The sequence below is a fragment of the Leclercia sp. W6 genome, assembly GCF_003336345.1.
Lineage (GTDB): Bacteria > Pseudomonadota > Gammaproteobacteria > Enterobacterales > Enterobacteriaceae > Enterobacter.
The window spans coordinates 102,775-124,323 of the sequence record NZ_CP031104.1; the positions used below are offsets into that span (position 1 = coordinate 102,775).

Here is a 21,549-nt window from a genome sequence, read left to right on the forward strand (position 1 = left end):
TTATTTTTTCACCGCTTCTCCGTCCTGCCACGCTTTCTGTAATGCAGGCCAGTATTCACGGTTAGCTTCGATCATCTCGTCCAGAATAGCTTTGGCATGCTCCATGGTCGGCACGGTGCGGTTCAGGGTGAACGCCTGCAACGCTTTCTCGTAGCTGCCTTCGATGGTGGCCTCTACCAGCAGCTGCTCCGAGGCCAGCTGTTGTTGCAGCAGGGTCTGGTGGAACAGCGGTACCTGGCCGATGCGGATCGGCTCTGGCCCAACGCTTGTGATATAGGCCGGCACTTCAACCATGGCGTCATACGGCAGGTTAGTAATCGCCCCGCGGTTTTCTACCATTACCAGATGGCGCTGGCGCAGGTTAAACGCCAGTGAGCGGGCCACATCCACGATAAACTCGCCGTGCACCCCTACGTGGAACGCATCTGGCAGGATCCCGGTCTGTTTATACTCTTCCGCGGCCGCAAACAGCTTTTTCTCGCGACCGTTCATCACTTCGTTGGCGCGGGTATAGTCCGGGTTCTGGTGCTCCACAATCTGGTTTGGCATCAGGTAGTACTGCAGATAGGGGTTCGGCAGATACTCCGGGAAGTTATCCATGATCGGCTTGATGTTGCGCCAGGTTTTCACCCAGGATGGATCGGAGTGCTGCGGGTCGGTTTTAGCCGCATCTTCCGTCAGCAGGCCAAATCTGGCGACATGGCGACGCAGCTCCGGCAGTTTGTCCTCGCCATCCACCAGCACGCGGGTAAACCAGCCGAAGTGGTTCAGACCGAAGTAATCCGCCTCCAGCTTGTGGCGATCCACGCCCAGAATGGCCCCCATATTGCGCATCGCTGCGACTGGCATATCGCAGATGTTCAGCACCCGGGCGTCCGGACGCAGGCGGCGCACACCCTCTGCGACGATGGCCGCCGGGTTGGAGTAGTTGACGATCCACGCTTTTTCATGCGCATAGCGCTCGACCATATCGATCAGTTCAACCATCGGCAGGATCGTGCGCAAGCCGTACGCCAGCCCGCCCGGGCCGCAGGTCTCCTGACCGACCACGCCGTGACGCAGCGGGATCTTCTCATCCTGCTCGCGCATTTTGTACTGACCCACGCGCATCTGGGCGAAGACAAAATGGGCGCCGCTGAAGGCCACTTCCGGGTCGCTGGTAACGGTAAATTTGATACTCTGGCTGTGATCGCGAATCACCTTCTCCACAACCGGCGCGATGGTATTCTGCCGCGCTTCATCGATGTCGTAGAGGCGAATTTCCGCCAGCGGGAATTTGTCCAGCTGCACCATCAGGCTTTTCACAATCCCGGGCGTATAGGTGCTGCCGCCACCGGCGATAGAGAGAATGAATGGGGGTGTAATCATGTTTATCTCCTTCAGAGAACCGTCTCGACCGCTTCTCGCATTTTTTTGACATGCAGCCCGTAGACCACCTGAACGTTGTTACCTTGTTTGATAATGCCTTTCGCGCCCGTCGCCTTGAGCCGCGGCTCGTCGATGACGGCGACATCTTTCACCGTGACGCGCAGGCGGGTGTAGCAGTTGTCCACCACATCAATATTGTCGCGTCCGCCGAGGCCGACGATGATCGCCTCGCCTAAGCCGTCATTGCTGCCTTTCGCCTGATACTCCTGCTTGCTGTACAGACGGGTCTCCTGATCCTCTTCTTCGCGTCCCGGCGTTTTCATGCGGAAATGCAGGATCAGGAAGCGGAAGACAACGAAGTAGACGGTGAACATGATCAGCCCGACCAGGATGTACATCGGCCAGTTGGACTTTTCCGTGCCCAGCGGCAGGTTATAAAGAATGAAATCGATGATGCCGTTGGCCCCGATGGCGTGAACGCCGAACAGGGAGAAGAGCATCATGCCGATCCCGGTCAGCACCGCGTGCACCACAAACAGCAGCGGGGCGACAAACAGGAAGGAGAACTCGATAGGCTCGGTCACCCCTACCAGCAGGGAGGTCAGTGCCGCCGGGATCAGAATCGCTTTCGCCGCGGCTTTACGCTCCGGTTTCGCGGTGACATACATCGCCAGCGCGGCGGCAGGCAGGCCAAACATCTTGCTGATACCGCGAGCATCCCAGACCACGGTGCTGCTGAGTTGTTTCACGTCCGGGCAGGCCATCTCGGCGAAGTAGATATTACGCGCGCCCTGGTAGGTAGCGCCGCAGACCTCCTGGGTACCGCCCAGTTCGGTATAGAGGAAGGGGGTATAGACCAGATGGTGCAGGCCGGTCGGCACCAGGATGCGCTCAAGGAAGCCATAAATCGCCACCCCAAACGGTCCGGAACCTTTAATGGCTAAGGCCATCGTGCTGATCCCGTGCTGAGCAAACGGCCACAGCTCGCTCATCACCACCCCCAGCAGCATTGAGACCGGCAGCATAATGATGGCGACAAAGCAGTGCCCGGAGTAGATCGCCATCGCGCCGTTAAACTGTACCCCGGAGTATTTGTTATACAGGTAGCCCGACAGCGCCCCGGTGAGGATCCCGGCAAATACGCCCATCTCCAGCACCTGTACGCCCAGCACCATGCTCTGTCCGGCGGCTTTCATCTGCTCCGCTGGCGCCAGCGCGCCCTGAAGATTCATGGTCACGTTCATGGCGTTGATAAACACCACAAAGGTGACCAGACCAATCAGCGCCGCGTAACCTTTGTCACGTGTTGCCAGACCAATGGGGATCCCCACGGCGAACACCAGCGCGAGGTTAACCAGCACCGAGACGGCGGATTTTGAAATCAGCTGGCCGATGCTCTGGATCAGCGGATGGCCGAGGAATGGCAGGTAGCCGGCAAGACCACCGTTACCCAGCACGTTTCCAAAGGCAATAAACAGACCGACAATCGGCAGGATAAGTACCGGTCCATATAATGATTTTCCGAAATTTTGTAGGGCGTTCACGGCTCGTTTCATCATGTTCTCTCTTATTGAACCGCGCACTCAAGGTGCGTCTGAGAGTAAAACTAGCAGTGGGAACGCCTGTTCATCCATATATCTTCTTGTTTTAAAAACAAATGACGTTAAAGGTTACATGTAACCTTATGCGCTGTGATCGCCGTAGCAGCGGAATTTTTGATGCTGATAATTATTTTGCGAGGCGCTGTCCGTAATTGGATTGAGTGCTTTTGTATTAATGAAACTTGCGGATAATACTTACCCCGACGACGACCAACAGGCCCGAGAGGCCAGGGATAAAGGATGAAACCGTTTCGCTTCGCCGCACTTTCATTAGCGCTGCTCACTTCGCTGGCGCTTGTCGGCTGTGACAACAGTGACGATAAGCCCAAACCCCAGGCGCCCGCTGCGGCGGCTGCATCCACCACGCAACCGACTGTCCCGGCGAAGCCTGACGGCGCCACGCTGGAAAAACTGGCAGCGCAGAGCCAGGGCAAGGCGCTGACCCTGCTGGATGCTTCAGAGCTCCAGCTCGACGGCGCGGCAGCCCTGGTGCTGACCTTCTCGGTTCCCCTCGATCCCGCCCAGGATTTTGCCCGTACCGTGCACGTGGTGGACAAAAAAAGCGGCAAGGTCGATGGGGCATGGGAGCTGGCGCCTAATCTGAAGGAGCTGCGCCTGCGCCATCTGGAGCCAAACCGGAATCTGGTGGTCACCGTCGAGGGCGCGCTGCTTGGGCTGAATAAAGCCACGCTGGGCAGCGATATCGAAAAAACCATCACCACCCGCGATATTGAGCCAACCGTGGGCTTCGCCAGCCGCGGCTCGCTGCTGCCGGGCAAGGTGGTGGAAGGGTTGCCGGTAATGGCGCTGAACGTAAACAACGTCGATGTGAATTTCTACCGGGTCAAACCCGAATCCCTGGCCGCGTTCGTCAGCCAGTGGGAGTACCGCAGTTCGCTCACCAACTGGGAATCTGACAATCTGCTGAAGATGGCCGATCTGGTCTATACCGGCCGCTTCGACCTTAACCCGGCGCGCAATACCCGCGAGAAACTGCTGCTGCCGCTGGCGGATATCAAGCCGCTACAGCAGGCGGGGGTCTACATCGCGGTGATGAATCAGGCCGGGCACTATAACTACAGCAACGCCGCCACGCTTTTCACCCTTAGCGATATTGGTCTCTCCGCCCACCGCTACCATAACCGACTGGATATCTTTACCCAGAGCCTGGAGAACGGCGCGGCGCAGTCGGGCATTGAGGTGCTGCTGCTCAACGATAAAGGGCAGACGCTGGCTCAGGCGTCCAGCGATGCCGACGGTCACGCGACGTTGCAAACAGATAAAGCGGCCGCGCTGCTTCTCGCCCGTAAAGATGGGCAGACCACGCTTTTGGATCTCACCCTTCCGGCGCTGGATCTGGCGGAGTTTGCCATCTCCGGTGCGCCAGGCCTGAACAAGCAGTTCTTTATGTTTGGTCCGCGCGATCTCTACCGCCCGGGCGAAACGCTGATCCTCAACGGCCTGCTGCGCGACAGCGACGGCAAACCGCTGCCCGACCAGCCGGTGAAGCTGGAGGTATTACGCCCGGACGGCCAGGTAGCTCGTACCGTGGTCAGCCAGCCGGAAAACGGTCTCTATCGCTTTAACTATCCCCTTGATAGCGGGGCGCAGACCGGTATGTGGCATGTGCGCGCCAGTACCGGCGATAACCAGCAGCGGATGTGGGATTTCCACGTCGAAGACTTTATGCCAGAGCGCATGGCGCTCAATATTGCCGGGCAAAAAACGCCGGTTGCGCCGCAGGATGATGTCGCGTTCGACGTGACGGGGTATTACCTGTACGGCGCTCCCGCCAACGGCAACAGCCTGCAAGGGCAGCTCTTTTTACGCCCGCTGCGTGACGCCGTGGCCGCACTGCCGGGCTTCCAGTTTGGCGATATCGCCGAAGAGAACCTGAGCCGCAGCCTCGACGAAGTGCAGCTGACCCTGGACGAACAAGGGCGGGGTCAGGTGACCAGCGAAAGCCAGTGGAAAGAGACGCACTCTCCGCTGCAGGTTATTTTGCAGGCCAGCCTGCTGGAGTCCGGCGGACGTCCGGTGACCCGCCGGGCGGAACAGGCTATCTGGCCTGCGGCCACCCTGCCGGGCATCCGTCCGCAGTTCGCCAGCAAATCGGTCTATGACTACCGCACCGATACCACCGTCAACCAGCCGATTGTGGAGGAGAACAGTCAGGCCGGGTTCGACATTGTTTATGCTGATGCCAGCGGGGCGAAGAAAGCCGTTTCTGGCCTGCAGGTTCGCCTGATCCGCGAACGTCGGGACTATGCCTGGACCTGGTCGGAAAGCGACGGCTGGCAGTCGCAGTTTGATCAAAAAGATCTGATCGAAGGCGAGCAGGCGCTGGATCTGGCCGCCGACGAGACCGGAAAAGTGAGCTTCCCGGTGGAGTGGGGCTCCTACCGTCTGGAGGTTAAAGCCCCGGATGATGCGGTGAGCAGCGTGCGCTTCTGGGCGGGCTACAGCTGGCAGGATAACAGCGACGGCTCCGGCGCAGCGCGACCGGATCGCGTCACCCTGAAGCTGGACAAACCGGCCTATCAGCCTGGGGATACCATCAAGCTGCACATTGCCGCCCCGGCGGCAGGTAAAGGCTATGCGATGATTGAATCCAGCGAAGGGCCGCTGTGGTGGAAAGAGATCGACGTCCCGGCTGAAGGGCTGGATATGACGATCCCGGTAGATAAAGCCTGGAAACGCCACGATCTTTACCTCTCCACGCTGGTGGTTCGCCCCGGCGATAAATCCAAATCGGCTACGCCAAAACGGGCTGTAGGCTTGCTGCATCTGCCGATGGGCGATGAGAACCGTCGCCTGAGCATCGCCCTGGAAAATCCGCCCAAAATGCGTCCGAATCAGACGCTGGCGGTGAAAGTGAAAGCCAGCGTGAAAGAGGGGACGACCCCGCAGAAAGTTAACGTGCTGGTTTCTGCGGTGGACAGCGGCGTACTCAACATTACCGATTACGTCACTCCGGATCCGTGGCAGGCGTTCTTTGGTCAGAAGCGCTATGGCGCGGACATCTACGACATCTACGGGCAGGTCATTGAAGGCCAGGGGCGGCTGGCGTCGCTGCGCTTTGGCGGCGACGGCGATGAGCTCAAGCGCGGCGGTAAACCGCCGGTTAACCATGTCACCATTATCGCCCAGCAGGCGCAGCCGGTAGAGCTGGACGCCAACGGGGAGGGCACTGTTTCATTACCTATCGGCGACTTTAACGGCGAACTGCGTCTGATGGCCCAGGCCTGGACCGACGATGATTTTGGCAGCAGCGAGAGCAAAATCATCGTTGCCGCACCGGTGATCACCGAGTTGAATACGCCGCGCTTCCTTGCCAGTGGCGATAACGCCAGGCTGACGCTGGATCTGACTAACCTCACCGATCGTCCGCAGACCCTGAACGTCGCCCTGACCGCTGGCGGTAATCTGGCGCTGGAAGGGGCCCAGCCGCAGCCGGTTACACTGGCCGCGGGTGAACGCTCGACGCTGTTTATTCCGGTGCGGGCGCTGGAGGGCTACGGCGAGGGCGAAATCGTCGCGCAGGTAAGCGGCCTGACGCTGCCCGGCGAAACCTTTGCCCCGCAGCAGAAGAGCTGGAAAATCGGCGTGCGCCCGGCGTTCCCGGCGCAGACGGTGAACACTGGTACCATGCTCAATCCGGGTGAAAGCTGGCATGCGCCGGAACAGCATCTGGCAAATTTCTCGCCGGTGACCTTACAGGGGCAGCTTCTGCTCAGCGGCAAGCCGCCGCTCAACCTGGCTCGCTACATTCGTGAGCTGCAGGCCTATCCGTATGGCTGTCTGGAACAGACCACCAGCGGTCTCTTCCCGTCTCTGTATACCAATGCCGCCCAGCTGAGCGCGTTAGGGATCAAGGGTGACAGCGACGAGAAACGTCGCACGGCCATTGAGATCGGTATCTCCCGCCTGCTGCAGATGCAGCGTGACAACGGTGGCTTTGCCCTGTGGGATAAAAACGGCGAGGAAGAGTACTGGCTTACCGCCTACGTCACTGATTTCCTGGTGCGAGCGGGCGAGCAGGGTTACAGCGTCCCGGCTGAGGCTATTACCAACGCCAACAACCGCCTGCTGCGCTATCTGCAGGACCCGGGCATGATGTCTGTCCGCTACAGCGAGAACACCACCGCCAGCAAATTTGCCATCCAGGCCTATGCCGCGCTGGTGCTGGCTCGTCAGCAAAAAGCGCCGCTGGGGGCGCTGCGTGAAATCTGGGATCGTCATGGTCAGGCCAAATCGGGCCTGCCGCTGATGCAGCTTGGCCTGGCGCTGAAGCTGATGGGCGATGCGCCGCGCAGCCAGCAGGCGCTGGATCTGGCAATCAAAACGCCGCGCAGCGAAACGCAAAGCTGGCTGGCCGATTACGGCAGCCCGCTTCGCGATAACGCAATGATGCTCAGCCTGCTGGAAGAGTACAACCTGCTGCCGGATGCGCAGAACAAGCTGCTGAACGTGCTGTCTCAGCAGGCGTTCAGCCAGCGTTGGCTCTCAACCCAGGAGAGCAATGCCCTGTTCCTGGCCGGGCGCTCCCTGCAGAACCTCTCCGGGGCGTGGCAGGCCACGACATCGCTGGCGGAAGGCAACGTCAAGGGAGACAAACCGCAGGTGCAGAATCTCAATGCCGATCAACTGGCCGCCCTGCAGGTGACCAATACCGGCACTGCACCGTTGTGGGTGCGTCTGGACAGCAGCGGCTATCCGCAATATGCGCCGCAGCCCGCTTCGAACGTGCTGAAAATCGAACGTCAGATTCTGGCAACCGATGGCAGCAGCAAATCGCTCTCTTCCCTGAAGAGCGGTGAGCTGGTGCTGGTCTGGCTGAACGTTACCGCCAGCCAGAGCGTGCCGGATGCGCTGGTAGTAGACCTGTTGCCTGCGGGGCTGGAGCTGGAAAACCAGAACCTTGCCAGCAGTAGCGCCAGCCTGCAGGAGAGCGGCAGCGAGGTACAAAACCTGCTCAACCAGATGCAGCAGGCGGATATTCAGCATATGGAGTTCCGTGACGATCGCTTTGTTGCTGCCGTGCCGGTAAATGAAGGCCAGCCGGTGACGCTGGTCTATCTGGCCCGTGCGGTCACGCCGGGGACCTATACGGTACCCGTTCCGCTGGTGGAGTCGATGTACGTCCCGCAGTGGCGGGCAACTGGTGCGGCCAGCGGCCCGCTGATCGTCGTTCCGTAACGTGCGAAGTCGGAAATGGATACGCTCCCGCTGGCTGTGGCTGGTGGGGGCGATACTTCTGCTGTGGGGCGGCGTCATTGCCGCCGATCGCCTGTGGCCGTTGCCGTTACACGAGGTCAATCCTGCCCGGGTGGTGGTGGATGAAAAGGGCATTCCGTTGTGGCGATTTGCCGATCGCGACGGGATCTGGCGCTATCCGGTCACCATTGAAGAGGTTTCACCGCGCTATCTCGAGGCGCTGATCCAGTATGAAGATCGATGGTTCTGGGATCATCCGGGCGTCAATCCCTTCTCGGTGCTGCGTGCCGCCTGGCAGGATCTGCTGGCCGGAAAGGTGATCTCGGGCGGCAGCACGCTGACGATGCAGGTAGCGCGCCTGCTGGATCCGCACTCCCGCACGCTGGGGGGTAAAGTGCGCCAGCTCTGGCGGGCGCTCCAGCTGGAGTGGCACCTCTCGAAACGTGAAATCCTGACCCTCTATCTGAACCGCGCCCCCTTTGGCGGCACGCTGCAGGGCGTGGGGGCTGCCAGCTGGGCCTATCTGGGAAAAGCCCCTGCACAGCTGAGCTACTCTGAAGCCGCCCTGCTTGCCGTTCTGCCGCAGGCGCCGAGCCGTTTGCGACCGGATCGCTGGCCGCAGCGTGCGGAGGCGGCACGTAACAAAGTCCTCAAACGCATGGCATCCCAGGGTGTCTGGTCGGCGCCCCAGGTCAAAGAGTCCCAGGAAGAGCCCGTCTGGCTGGCGCCACGCCAGATGCCGCAGCTGGCGCCGCTGTTCTCGCGCATGATGCTGGGCAAAAGCCGCGACACCAAAGTGGTGACGACGCTGGATGCTACGTTGCAGCGTCAGCTGGAGGAGTTGGCCCTGAACTGGAAATCCCGCCTGCCGCCCCGCAGCTCACTGGCGATGATCGTCCTGGATCATACCGATATGAAGGTGCGCGGCTGGGTGGGGTCGGTCGACATCAATGACGACAGCCGCTTCAGTCATGTAGACATGATCAGCGCGATCCGATCCCCGGGATCGGTGCTGAAGCCGTTTGTCTATGGCCTGGCGATGGATGAGGGGCTGATCCATCCCGCCTCGCTGTTGCAGGATGTTCCGCGACGCACCGGCGATTACCGTCCGGGTAACTTTGACAGCGGTTTTCACGGTCCGATCAGCATGAGCGAAGCGCTGGTGCGATCCCTGAACCTGCCCGCCGTGCAGGTGCTGGAGGCCTACGGGCCGAAGAAGTTTGCCGGAATGCTGCGTAACGCCGGATTACCGCTTCTCCTGCCTGCGGGGGCTCAGCCGAATCTGTCCCTGATTCTCGGGGGCGCCGGGGCACGTCTGGCGGATATCGCCGCGGCATACAGCGCGTTTGCCCGTCAGGGTCGGGCAGGGAAGCTGCGCCTGAAACCCGACGACCCGCTGCTGGAACGGCCTTTACTCTCGCCTGGGTCCGCGTGGATCATCCGACGCATTCTTGCCAATGAGGCGCAGCCGTTACCCGACAGCGCGCTTGCTCAGGTGGTACCGCTGGCAATAAAAACCGGCACCAGCTACGGCTATCGCGATGCGTGGGCGATTGGGCTGAATGCGCGCTACGTTATCGGGGTCTGGACCGGCAGGCCGGACGGCACCCCGGTCGCCGGGCAGTTTGGTTTTGCCAGCGCCGTTCCGGTGTTGAATCAGGTTAATAACCTGCTGCAGTCGCGATCGGCGCTGGATGAGGCGCGTCTGCCGCGCGATCCGCGCCCGGCCTCCGTTAGCCGCGGGGTGATTTGCTGGCCGGGCGGGCAGTCGCTGCCAGACGGGGACAGCAACTGCCGCCGTCGACTCGCGACGTGGCTGCTCGAAGGGAGCCAGCCGCCGACGCTGTTGCTGCCGGAGCAGGAGAGCATCCGCGGCATTCATTTTCCGATCTGGCTGGATAACAGCGGTAAGCGGGTGGCGGCAGACTGCCCGCAGGCGCAGGAAAAAAGCGTCGACGTCTGGCCGCTGCCGCTGGAGCCGTGGCTGCCTCAGGCAGAGCGGCGATCTGCCCGCATCCCGCCCGCGTCTGCAACCTGTCCACCGCTCGGTCAGACCTTCCCGGCGCCGCTGTTGCTCTCCGGCATTCGTCAGGGGGCAGTGATTAAGCGTTTGCCGGGCGAGTCGCGCGTCTCGTTACCTCTGCAGGTCAGCGGCAGTGACGGACCGCGCTGGTGGTTTCTTAACGGCGAACCGCTGAACGTCCAGGGGCGAATGTATACGTTGCAGCTTGAAAATGCAGGAGATTATCAGCTACTGGTAATGGATGAAGCGGGGCAGGTGGCGACCGTGGATTTCACGCTGCAATAGATAAAAGGCATTTTGAAGAGGATCTGTTGTTAATACTCGTCTTATTTTAAAAAAATGTTACATGCATCCATAGGCAATGGCGCTAATGCTCATTATAATCCGCGCCACATATTACGCATGAATGCATAACAACAGAACAAATCACAGAGGTAATCATGGCTATTGAACGTACTTTTTCCATCATCAAGCCAAACGCGGTGGCAAAAAACGTTATTGGCAACATCTTTGCGCGCTTTGAAGCGGCAGGGTTCAAAATTGTTGGTACCAAAATGCTGCATCTGACCGTTGAGCAGGCTCGCGGTTTCTATGCTGAGCACGAAGGTCGCCCATTCTTCGACGGCCTGGTTGAGTTCATGACCTCTGGCCCAATCGTGGTTTCCGTTCTGGAAGGCGAAAATGCCGTTCAGCGTCACCGCGATCTGCTGGGTGCCACTAACCCGGACAACGCGCTGGCAGGTACGCTGCGTGCAGACTACGCTGACAGCTTCACCGAGAACGGCACCCACGGTTCCGACTCCGTAGAATCTGCTAAACGCGAAATCGCCTACTTCTTCGCGGAAGGCGAAGTGTGTCCACGTACCCGTTAATATAACGGTTTCGTTTACACATTATTTTCGTAAATGCCGCGTGCAAACGTGGCATCCCTGCACCAGACTTTGTACAATGTAACGCCCCGGATGAGCAGACCGCTTTCCGGGGCGTTTCTTTTCAACCCTCCACGGGCCATAACGTGTAACAACGAGGCCGGAATATATTATGTCTGAATTAGTTAACACCTCCGAAGTCGCCATTCCTGCGGTTCCGAATAAAAATGGAAAAATCAACCTGCTGGATTTGAACCGTCAGCAGATGCGCGAGTTCTTCAAAGAGATGGGCGAGAAGCCGTTTCGTGCCGACCAGGTCATGAAATGGATGTACCACTATTGCAGCGACAACTTTGATGAGATGACCGACATCAACAAAGTGCTGCGCAACAAGCTGAAAGAAGTGGCCGAAATCCGCGCGCCGGAAGTGGTGGAAGAGCAGCGTTCCGCTGACGGCACCATCAAATGGGCCATTGCGGTTGGCGATCAGCGTGTTGAAACGGTTTACATCCCGGAAGACGATCGCGCTACCCTCTGCGTCTCCTCCCAGGTGGGTTGTGCGCTGGAGTGTAAATTCTGCTCCACGGCGCAGCAGGGCTTTAACCGTAACCTGCGCGTGTCAGAGATCATCGGCCAGGTGTGGCGTGCGGCGAAAATCGTCGGTGCGGCAAAAATCACCGGCACCCGTCCAATCACCAACGTGGTGATGATGGGGATGGGCGAGCCGCTGCTGAACCTGACCAACGTGGTTCCGGCGATGGAAATCATGCTCGACGACTTCGGTTTTGGCCTCTCCAAACGTCGCGTTACGCTCTCTACCTCAGGCGTTGTTCCTGCGCTGGATAAGCTCGGCGATATGATTGACGTGGCGCTGGCGATTTCGCTGCACGCGCCAAACGATACCATCCGCGATGAGATCGTGCCCATCAACAAGAAGTACAACATTGAGACCTTCCTGAACTCGGTTCGTGGCTACATTTCGAAGTCCAACGCCAACCAGGGTCGCGTCACTATTGAGTACGTCATGCTGGATCATGTCAACGACGGTACCGAGCACGCCCACGAGCTGGCGGCACTGTTGAAAGACACGCCGTGTAAGATCAACCTGATCCCATGGAACCCGTTCCCGGGCGCGCCGTATGGCCGTAGCTCAAACAGCCGTATCGACCGTTTCTCCAAGGTTCTGATGGAGTATGGCTTTACCACTATTGTGCGTAAAACCCGCGGTGATGATATCGATGCCGCCTGTGGCCAGCTGGCTGGTGACGTTATCGACCGCACCAAGCGTACACTGCGTAAACGCATGCAGGGCGACGCCATCGCGATCAAGTCCGTGTAATTATTATGCAGTCACGGCGCAGGAATTGCGCCGTGGCGGCTACGGATGCGAATAAACAGTCATTGCGCCGGCATATGGGTAATAATTACGGTGCGTTTTATATGACTTTGAGGCAGTATGTAACGACGCAACAACAGTTTAGCCTCACTGCCAGGCCGCCTCTGTCAACGATAACCTGACAGCGTTGGGCGGGGTCATTAGGTTAACTGACCAGAAGTTTCGCGGTGCGGGTGGCATTGTGACTCACCGGCGCCAGGATCCTCACTTTTCACGTACCAGTAGTTGTAGCGAATGAATACTGAAGCCACTCACGACCAAAATGCAGCACTTTCCACTGGCGTACGTCTTCGTAACGCCCGTGAACAACTCGGACTAAGCCAGCAAGCTGTTGCGGAGCGCTTATGTCTGAAGGTTTCCACGGTCCGCGATATTGAAGAAGATAAGGCTCCTGCCGATCTTGCTTCAACGTTTCTGCGTGGTTATATCCGCTCCTATGCGAAACTGGTTCATATCCCTGAAAACGAACTGCTGCCAATGATGGAAAAACAGGCACCGGTCAGAGCGGCGAAAGTCGCGCCGATGCAGAGTTTTTCGCTGGGCAAACGCCGTAAAAAACGTGATGGCTGGCTGATGAGTTTCACCTGGCTGGTGCTGTTTGTGGTCATCGGCCTGACAGGCGCGTGGTGGTGGCAGAACCACAAAGCGCAGCAGGAAGAGATCACCACTATGGCCGATCAAACTTCCGCCGAACTCAATAACTCAGCGGGCGACGGTGCCCAGAGCATTCCTCTGAATACCGATGCCTCTGCAAGCGCCAGCGATTCACAGACGCCAGCGACCGGCACTCAGGATATGGCAACGGCGCAAACTGCTGCGCCAGCCGCGGATCAGACGGCGCAGGCACCGGCAGACAATGCGGTGGTGTCGCCTTCTCAGGCTAACGTCGAGACTGCACCTGCACCTGCAACCGCACCTGCAGCAACGGCGGATGCCACTCAGACCTTACCTGCCGATCCGGCAGGCGTGTCGGCAGCACCTGTTGACCCGAACGCGCTGGTGATGAACTTCACCGCCGACTGCTGGCTGGAAGTGACCGATGCGACGGGCAAAAAGCTGTTCAGCGGTCTGCAGCGTAAAGACGGTAATTTAAACCTGACAGGCCAGGCGCCGTACAAACTCAAGATTGGTGCTCCGGCTGCGGTCCAGATCCAGTTCCAGGGTAAACCTGTCGATCTGAGCAGTTTTATCAGAACTAACCAGGTTGCGCGTCTGACCGTAAATGCCGAACAATCAGCAGCACAGTAAGTAACGGACAGGCAACGCGGGAGATTTTTCATGCATAACCAGGCTCCTATTCCACGTAGAAAATCGAAACGTATTTACGTCGGGAATGTGCCAATCGGTGATGGTGCGCCCATCGCCGTTCAGTCGATGACCAACACCCGCACCACGGATGTGGAAGCGACGGTCAATCAGATCAAAGCGTTAGAACGCGTAGGCGCGGACATTGTTCGCGTTTCCGTGCCAACGATGGATGCGGCAGAAGCATTCAAACTCATCAAGCAGCAGGTCTCTGTTCCGCTGGTTGCCGATATTCACTTCGATTACCGCATCGCGCTGAAAGTGGCGGAATACGGTGTCGATTGTCTGCGTATCAACCCTGGCAATATCGGCAGCGAAGAGCGTATTCGTGCGGTGGTGGACTGCGCCCGCGATAAAAACATCCCCATCCGTATCGGCGTGAACGCCGGTTCTCTGGAAAAAGATCTGCAGGAAAAGTATGGCGAACCGACGCCGCAGGCGCTGCTGGAATCGGCCATGCGTCATGTGGATCATCTCGATCGCCTGAACTTCGATCAGTTCAAAGTCAGCGTGAAAGCCTCTGACGTTTTCCTTGCCGTTGAATCCTATCGTCTGCTGGCGAAGCAGATCGATCAGCCGCTGCACCTGGGGATCACCGAAGCAGGCGGCGCGCGCAGTGGGGCGGTGAAGTCAGCCATTGGCCTCGGCCTGCTGCTGAACGAAGGCATTGGCGATACCCTGCGCGTCTCGCTGGCCGCCGATCCGGTTGAAGAGATCAAAGTCGGTTTCGATATTCTGAAATCCCTGCGTATCCGTTCCCGTGGCATCAACTTTATCGCCTGCCCGACCTGTTCGCGTCAGGAGTTCGATGTCATCGGTACCGTGAATGCCCTTGAGCAGCGTCTGGAAGATATCATCACCCCAATGGACGTCTCGATTATCGGCTGTGTGGTAAACGGTCCGGGTGAAGCGCTGGTGTCAACGCTTGGCGTAACGGGCGGCAACAAGAAAAGTGGTCTCTATGAAGATGGCGTTCGCAAAGATCGTCTGGATAATAGTGACATGATCGATCAGCTTGAAGCCCGAATTCGCGCCAAAGCGACCATGCTTGATGAAGCGCAGCGCATCAGCGTGCACCAGGTCGAAAAATAACGTGATGGGAAGCGGTATGCTTCCTGTGTATGATTGAACCCTTCGGTTATGAACCCCAGGGTTCATTTTTGTCTATAGAAAGAGAACAAACGTGGCAAAGAATATTCAAGCCATTCGCGGCATGAACGATTATCTGCCTGCCGAGACAGCCATCTGGCAGCGCATTGAAGGCACCCTGAAGCAGGTGCTCGGCAGCTACGGTTACAGCGAAATCCGTTTGCCGATTGTAGAGCAGACCCCGTTATTCAAACGCGCTATCGGCGAAGTGACCGATGTGGTTGAAAAAGAGATGTACACCTTTGAGGATCGTAACGGCGACAGCCTGACTTTACGTCCGGAAGGTACGGCGGGCTGTGTTCGCGCCGGCATCGAGCATGGTCTCCTGTACAATCAGGAGCAGCGCCTGTGGTATATCGGCCCAATGTTCCGCCACGAACGTCCGCAGAAGGGCCGCTACCGCCAGTTTAACCAGCTGGGTGTCGAAGCCTTTGGCCTGCAGGGGCCGGATATCGACGCTGAGCTGATCATGCTTACCGCGCGCTGGTGGCGTGCGCTGGGCATCGCTGAACACGTTACGCTGGAGCTGAACTCTATCGGTTCTCTTGAAGCGCGCGCTAACTACCGCGATGCGCTGGTGGCGTTCCTGGAACTGCACAAAGAGAAGCTGGACGAAGACTGCAAGCGTCGTATGTACAGCAACCCGCTGCGCGTGCTGGACTCCAAGAACCCGGACGTACAGGCGCTGCTGAACGATGCGCCTGCGCTGGGTGATTACCTGGATGACGACTCCCGCGAACACTTTGCCGGTCTGTGCAAACTGCTGGAAGCTGCCGGTATTACCTATACGGTCAACCAGCGCCTGGTACGTGGCCTGGACTACTATAACCGCACCGTCTTTGAGTGGGTCACCACCAGCCTGGGTTCCCAGGGGACTGTCTGTGCCGGCGGTCGTTATGACGGTCTGGTTGAGCAGTTAGGCGGTCGCCCAGCACCTGCCGTTGGCTTCGCCATGGGCCTTGAGCGACTTGTTTTGTTAGTTCAGGCAGTTAATCCGGAATTTAAAGCCGATCCTGTTGTCGATATATACCTGGTAGCCTCAGGCGCGGAAACGCAGCCTGCGGCAATGCAGCTTGCCGAACGCGTGCGCGATGCGCTCCCGGAGGCTAAGCTGATGACCAACCACGGCGGCGGCAACTTTAAAAAACAGTTCGCCCGTGCTGATAAGTGGGGCGCGCGTATCGCACTGGTACTTGGCGAGTCAGAAGTGGCTAACGGCGAAGTGGTAGTGAAAGATCTGCGCTCTGGTGAGCAAACAACGGTAACGCAGGACGGCGTTGCGGCGCACTTGCGCACTCTACTGGGCTAAGGAGAAGGACTGCGTGGAAATTTACGAGAACGAAAACGACCAGGTTGATGCACTTAAACGCTTCTTTGCTGAAAACGGCAAAGCCCTGGCTGTTGGGGTTATTTTAGGTATAGGCGCGCTGGTGGGCTGGCGTTACTGGAACAATCATCAGGTCGACTCTGCCCGTGGTTCTTCCTTACAGTATGAAAATACCGTGAGCGCAATCCGCGCCGATCAGCCACAAACGCTGGCAGCGGCAGAGAAATTTGCCGCAGACAACAAAAACACCTACGGTGCGCTGGCTTCCCTGGAAGTGGCTCAGCAGTTTGTTGATAAAAATGAACTGGACAAAGCGGCAGCCCAGCTGCAGCAGGGTCTGGCATCAGCAAGCGACGATAATCTGAAAGCGGTTATCAACCTGCGTCTCGCCCGTATTCAGGTTCAGCAGAAGAAAACTGACGACGCGTTGAAAACGCTGGACAGCGTTAAAGGTGAAGGTTACGCCGCCATTGTTGCCGACCTGCGTGGCGAAGCATTGCTGAGCAAAGGTGACAAACAGGGCGCGCGCAGCGCGTGGGAAGCGGGTGTGAAAAGCAACGCCTCGCCAGCGCTGAGCGAAATGATGCAGATGAAAATAAATAATTTGTCCGTCTGAGAGGGACCCGATGCAATTGCGTAAATTACTTCTGCCAGGACTGCTTTCCGTTACGTTATTGAGCGGCTGTTCACTGTTCAGCGGTGAAGAAGATGTCGTGACCATGTCGCCACTGCCGACGGTTGAAAACCAGTTTGAACCTTCTACCGCCTGGAGCACCTCCGTGGGCGACGGGATTGGTGATTTCTACTCTAACCTGCATCCGGCTTCTGCGGATGGCATTGTCTATGCGGCTGACCGCAAAGGCACGGTTAAAGCCCTGAATGCCGACGACGGCAAAGAAGTGTGGTCGGTCAACCTCGCAGAAAAAAGCGGCTGGCTGTCACGCACGCCTGCGCTGCTCTCCGGTGGTGTAACGGTTGCCGGTGGCCATGTCTATATCGGCAGCGAGAAGGCGCAGGTCTATGCTCTTAACGCCAGCGATGGTTCCATTGCCTGGCAGACCCGTGTGGCGGGCGAAACGCTCTCTCGTCCGGTCGTCAGCGACGGGATGGTGCTGGTGCATACCGCAAACGGTCAACTGCAGGCGCTGAATGAAACTGACGGCGCGGTGAAATGGACCGTGAACCTGGATATGCCTGCGCTCTCCCTGCGCGGCGAATCGGCTCCGGCTACCGCGTTTGGTGCTGCCATTGTCGGCGGCGATAACGGTCGCGTTAGCGCCGTACTGATGCAGCAAGGTCAGCTGATCTGGCAGCAGCGTATCTCTCAGGCTACCGGTCCGACCGAAATCGACCGTCTGAGCGACGTCGATACCACGCCGGTTATCGTGAATGGCGTTGTGTATGCGCTGGCCTATAACGGCAACCTGACCGCGATGGATCTGCGTAGTGGTCAGATCATGTGGAAACGTGAGCTGGGCTCGGTGAACGATTTCATCGTTGACGGCAACCGCATCTATCTGGTCGATCAGAACGATCGCGTGCTGGCCCTGAGCACCGAAGGCGGCGTGACGCTGTGGACGCAAAGCGATCTGCTGCACCGTCTGCTGACCGCGCCAGCACTCTATAACGGCAGCCTGGTGGTGGGTGATAGCGAAGGCTATATGCACTGGATTGATCCGAGCAACGGTCGTTTTGTCGCGCAGTCGAAGGTCGACAGTTCCGGCTTCCTGACCGAGCCGGTATCGGTTGACGGTAAACTGCTGATCCAGGCAAAAGACGGCACGCTGTACGCGATCACGCGTTAATCACCGCGGTTGTAGTATACTCAACGGCTCCTGTTGCTTCAGGGGCCGTTTTGATTTTTTAAAAAACGCCGCAAATGCGACGTGATATCGAATTTTATGAGGCTTTAAACATGGTACCTGTGGTCGCGCTTGTCGGGCGCCCGAACGTTGGAAAATCCACTCTTTTTAACCGTTTAACACGCACCCGTGATGCGCTGGTTGCGGATTTCCCGGGGCTCACGCGTGACCGTAAGTACGGTCGTGCAGAAGTGGAAGGTCGTGAGTTTATCTGTATCGATACCGGTGGTATCGACGGTACAGAGGACGGCGTGGAAACCCGCATGGCGGAGCAATCCCTGCTGGCGATCGAAGAGGCCGACATCGTGCTGTTTATGGTCGATGCGCGCGCGGGCCTGATGCCTGCCGACTCGGCTATTGCTAAGCACCTGCGCTCGCGTGAAAAAGCCACCTTCCTGGTGGCGAACAAAACTGACGGTATCGATCCCGATCAGGCGATGGCCGATTTCTGGTCATTAGGCCTGGGCGATATCTACCCGATCGCCGCCTCTCACGGTCGTGGCGTGACCAGCCTGCTGGAAACCGCGCTGCTGCCGTTCGTTGACGAGATCAACCCGCCGGAAGAGGTCGACGAAGACGCCGAATACTGGGCGCAGTTCGAAGAAGGCGAAGAGGGCGAAGAAGAAGAGCCTGAAGACGACTTCAACCCGCAGGATCTGCCGATCAAGCTGGCCATCGTCGGTCGTCCAAACGTCGGTAAGTCAACGCTTACTAACCGTATTCTCGGTGAAGACCGCGTGGTGGTGTACGACATGCCGGGCACGACCCGTGACAGCATCTACATCCCGATGCAGCGCGACGAGCGTGAATATGTGCTGATCGACACCGCGGGCGTGCGTAAGCGCGGCAAAATCACCGATGTGGTGGAAAAATTCTCGGTAATCAAAACCCTGCAGGCGATTGAAGACGCCAACGTGGTGATGCTGGTTATCGATGCCCGTGAAGGTATCTCCGATCAGGATCTCTCTCTGCTCGGCTTTATCCTCAACAGTGGGCGCTCACTGGTTATCGTCGTCAACAAATGGGATGGCCTGAGCAATGAAGTGCGTGAGCAGGTGAAAGAGACCCTCGACTTCCGTCTGGGCTTTATCGACTTTGCTCGTGTGCATTTCATCTCTGCCCTGCACGGTAGCGGCGTCGGCAACCTGTTTGAATCCGTACGCGAAGCCTACGACAGCTCCACCCGCCGCGTCGGTACCGCGATGCTGACCCGCATCATGACCATGGCGGCAGAAGACCACCAGCCACCGCTGGTGCGTGGTCGTCGCGTGAAGCTGAAGTATGCGCACGCCGGTGGTTATAACCCACCGATCGTGGTTATCCACGGTAACCAGGTGAAGGATCTGCCGGACTCCTACAAACGTTACCTGATGAACTACTTCCGCAAATCGCTGGACGTAATGGGTACGCCAATCCGTATCCAGTTCAAAGAAGGGGATAACCCGTTTGCTAACAAACGCAACACTCTGACGCCGAACCAGATGCGTAAGCGTAAGCGTTTGATTAAACACATTAAGAAAAGCAAATAATCCTTGCTGCTCTGCCAAAAAACCCGCGCCTGTCGCGGGTTTTTTTATGCCTGACAGGGACGAATAAATATTGATGTGATGTCAATCACTATTCATGTTTATCCAACATAAAATCTAAGAAATAAGACGATTGTCGAACTTTCATCTTTTGAGGGTGGGGTGGGGGCTGGACAAAAGTTGCTTCAGGTTATCAAATGGTTAAATAACATTTCGCCGGATGTAAAAAAGCCACCCGAATGCTGACGGGGCGGCTGACTTCCGGTGCTAACAAGTACGACGACACATCATCTCGGGAGAATTATGCAATCCTCTGTTAATAAAAACGAAAGCCGAACTTTCTTCGGCCATCCTTATCCGCTCGGCGCGCTCTTCTTCACGGAGATGTGGGAGCGCTTCTCGTTTTACGGTATCCGTCCGCTGCTAATTCTGTTTATGGCGGCCACCGTCTATGACGGCGGCATGGGGCTGGCCCGTGAGAATGCCTCCGCTATCGTCGGTATCTTTGCCGGAACCATGTACCTGGCCGCGCTGCCGGGCGGCTGGCTGGCGGATAACTGGCTTGGCCAGCAGAGAGCGGTCTGGTACGGCTCGATTCTGATTGCGCTCGGCCACCTGTCGATTGCGCTGTCGGCGGTGATGGGTAACAACCTGTTCTTTATCGGCCTGATGTTTATTGTCCTTGGCTCGGGCCTGTTCAAAACCTGTATCTCGGTAATGGTCGGCACCCTGTATAAGAAAGGCGATGCGCGTCGTGACGGCGGCTTCTCGCTGTTCTATATGGGCATCAACATGGGGTCGTTTATCGCGCCGCTGATCTCCGGCTGGTTGATTAAATCTCACGGCTGGCACTGGGGCTTTGGTATCGGCGGCATCGGGATGCTGGTGGCGCTGGTCATCTTCCGCCTGTTTGCTGTGCCGTCGATGAAGCGCTACGACAGCGAAGTGGGGCTGGACTCCACCTGGAACAGCCCGGTAGCGAAGAAAAAGGGTGTCGGCGGCTGGTTGCTGGCGCTGGCGGTGGGTATTGCAATTATCGTCACCCTGATTGCCCAGGGCGTGATTGTCATCAACCCGGTCGCCGTGGCCAGCGTGCTGGTGTATGTGATTGCTGCCTCCGTGGCGCTCTACTTCATCTGGCTGTTTGCCTTTGCCGGCCTGAACCGTAAAGAGCGCGCCAGACTGCTGGTCTGCTTTATTCTGCTGGTCTCTGCGGCCTTCTTCTGGTCTGCGTTCGAGCAAAAGCCGACCTCGTTCAACCTGTTTGCCAATGACTACACCAATCGCATGATCGGCGATTTTGAAATCCCGGCGGTGTGGTTCCAGTCAATTAACGCCCTGTTTATTATTCTGCTGGCGCCGGTCTTTAGCTGGGCGTGGCCTAAACTTGCGAAAAATAACATTCGCCCGAGCAGCATCACCAAGTTCGTGATCGGTATTCTGTGCGCCGCAGGGGGCTTTGGCCTGATGATGCTGGCGGCGCAGAACGTCCTCAGTAACGGTGGAGCGGGTGTCTCCCCGTTCTGGCTGGTGGGCAGTATTCTGATGCTGACCCTCGGTGAACTGTGCCTGAGCCCGATTGGTCTGGCGACCATGACCCTGCTGGCCCCGGAAAGAATGCGCGGTCAGATGATGGGGCTGTGGTTCTGCGCCAGTGCGCTGGGTAACCTGGCGGCGGGCCTGATTGGCGGGCACGTGAAGGCCGACCAGCTGGATATGCTGCCGGACCTCTTCGCGCGCTGCTCCATTGCCCTGCTGATTTGTGCTGCCGTTCTGACGGTGCTCATTGTTCCGGTGCGTCGTATGCTGGAAAATACGCAAACGAAAAGTGAGCCGAAACCCGTAACCAACGCCTGAATCTGACCTTTCCTGGCCGGGGCGGGGTTTCGCCCCGGCAATGCAACGA

General features: G+C 58.0%; 13 protein-coding genes. 11 read left to right on the forward strand and 2 right to left on the reverse strand.

The window, feature by feature from the left end:
- Together DVA43_RS00545 and DVA43_RS00550 are read right to left on the reverse strand one after the other, a co-directional pair.
- A complete protein-coding gene (locus DVA43_RS00545) occupies positions 1-1,368 on the reverse strand; it encodes a 6-phospho-alpha-glucosidase (protein ID WP_114314232.1) in 1,368 nt (455 codons plus the stop codon).
- An 11-nt stretch (positions 1,369-1,379) separates the two neighbouring features.
- The gene (locus DVA43_RS00550) at positions 1,380-2,924 is read right to left on the reverse strand and encodes a PTS transporter subunit EIIC (protein WP_114314233.1); all 1,545 of its coding nucleotides are present in this window, start codon (positions 2,922-2,924) and stop codon (positions 1,380-1,382) included.
- Positions 2,925-3,209: 285 nt separating this feature from the next.
- On the opposite strand from DVA43_RS00550, the gene DVA43_RS00555 reads away from it, so the two are divergent.
- From DVA43_RS00555 to DVA43_RS00605, 11 genes are all read left to right on the forward strand, one after another.
- On the forward strand, positions 3,210-8,168 hold the full coding sequence (locus DVA43_RS00555; protein ID WP_114314234.1) for an alpha-2-macroglobulin: 4,959 nt from the start codon (positions 3,210-3,212) through the stop codon (positions 8,166-8,168).
- A 1-nt stretch (position 8,169) separates the two neighbouring features.
- Positions 8,170-10,494, forward strand: a complete 2,325-nt coding sequence (gene pbpC / locus DVA43_RS00560) for a peptidoglycan glycosyltransferase PbpC (RefSeq protein ID WP_114314235.1) — start codon at positions 8,170-8,172, stop codon at positions 10,492-10,494.
- Between the two features lie 155 nt (positions 10,495-10,649).
- The gene (gene ndk / locus DVA43_RS00565) at positions 10,650-11,081 is read left to right on the forward strand and encodes a nucleoside-diphosphate kinase (protein ID WP_114314236.1); all 432 of its coding nucleotides are present in this window, start codon (positions 10,650-10,652) and stop codon (positions 11,079-11,081) included.
- 169 nt (positions 11,082-11,250) lie between these two features.
- Positions 11,251-12,417: a bifunctional tRNA (adenosine(37)-C2)-methyltransferase TrmG/ribosomal RNA large subunit methyltransferase RlmN gene (locus DVA43_RS00570; protein ID WP_103180711.1), complete on the forward strand. Its 1,167-nt coding sequence runs from the start codon at positions 11,251-11,253 to the stop codon at positions 12,415-12,417.
- Positions 12,418-12,708: 291 nt separating this feature from the next.
- Positions 12,709-13,722 (forward strand): cytoskeleton protein RodZ, encoded by a 1,014-nt coding sequence (gene rodZ, locus DVA43_RS00575; protein WP_114314237.1) that lies wholly within the window; start codon positions 12,709-12,711, stop codon positions 13,720-13,722.
- Between the two features lie 30 nt (positions 13,723-13,752).
- On the forward strand, positions 13,753-14,871 hold the full coding sequence (gene ispG, locus DVA43_RS00580) for a flavodoxin-dependent (E)-4-hydroxy-3-methylbut-2-enyl-diphosphate synthase (RefSeq protein WP_103824628.1): 1,119 nt from the start codon (positions 13,753-13,755) through the stop codon (positions 14,869-14,871).
- A 91-nt stretch (positions 14,872-14,962) separates the two neighbouring features.
- Complete coding sequence (hisS, locus tag DVA43_RS00585; RefSeq protein WP_103824629.1) at positions 14,963-16,237, forward strand: histidine--tRNA ligase; 1,275 nt, start codon at positions 14,963-14,965, stop codon at positions 16,235-16,237.
- 13 nt (positions 16,238-16,250) lie between these two features.
- Positions 16,251-16,871: a YfgM family protein gene (locus tag DVA43_RS00590; RefSeq protein ID WP_114314238.1), complete on the forward strand. Its 621-nt coding sequence runs from the start codon at positions 16,251-16,253 to the stop codon at positions 16,869-16,871.
- 10 nt (positions 16,872-16,881) lie between these two features.
- Entirely contained in the window at positions 16,882-18,060 is a 1,179-nt protein-coding gene (gene bamB / locus DVA43_RS00595; protein WP_114314239.1) for an outer membrane protein assembly factor BamB, read from the forward strand.
- Between the two features lie 110 nt (positions 18,061-18,170).
- The gene (der, locus tag DVA43_RS00600) at positions 18,171-19,646 is read left to right on the forward strand and encodes a ribosome biogenesis GTPase Der (RefSeq protein WP_103824707.1); all 1,476 of its coding nucleotides are present in this window, start codon (positions 18,171-18,173) and stop codon (positions 19,644-19,646) included.
- 300 nt (positions 19,647-19,946) lie between these two features.
- The gene (locus DVA43_RS00605) at positions 19,947-21,500 is read left to right on the forward strand and encodes a peptide MFS transporter (protein ID WP_114314240.1); all 1,554 of its coding nucleotides are present in this window, start codon (positions 19,947-19,949) and stop codon (positions 21,498-21,500) included.
- Positions 21,501-21,549 lie beyond the last annotated feature (49 nt).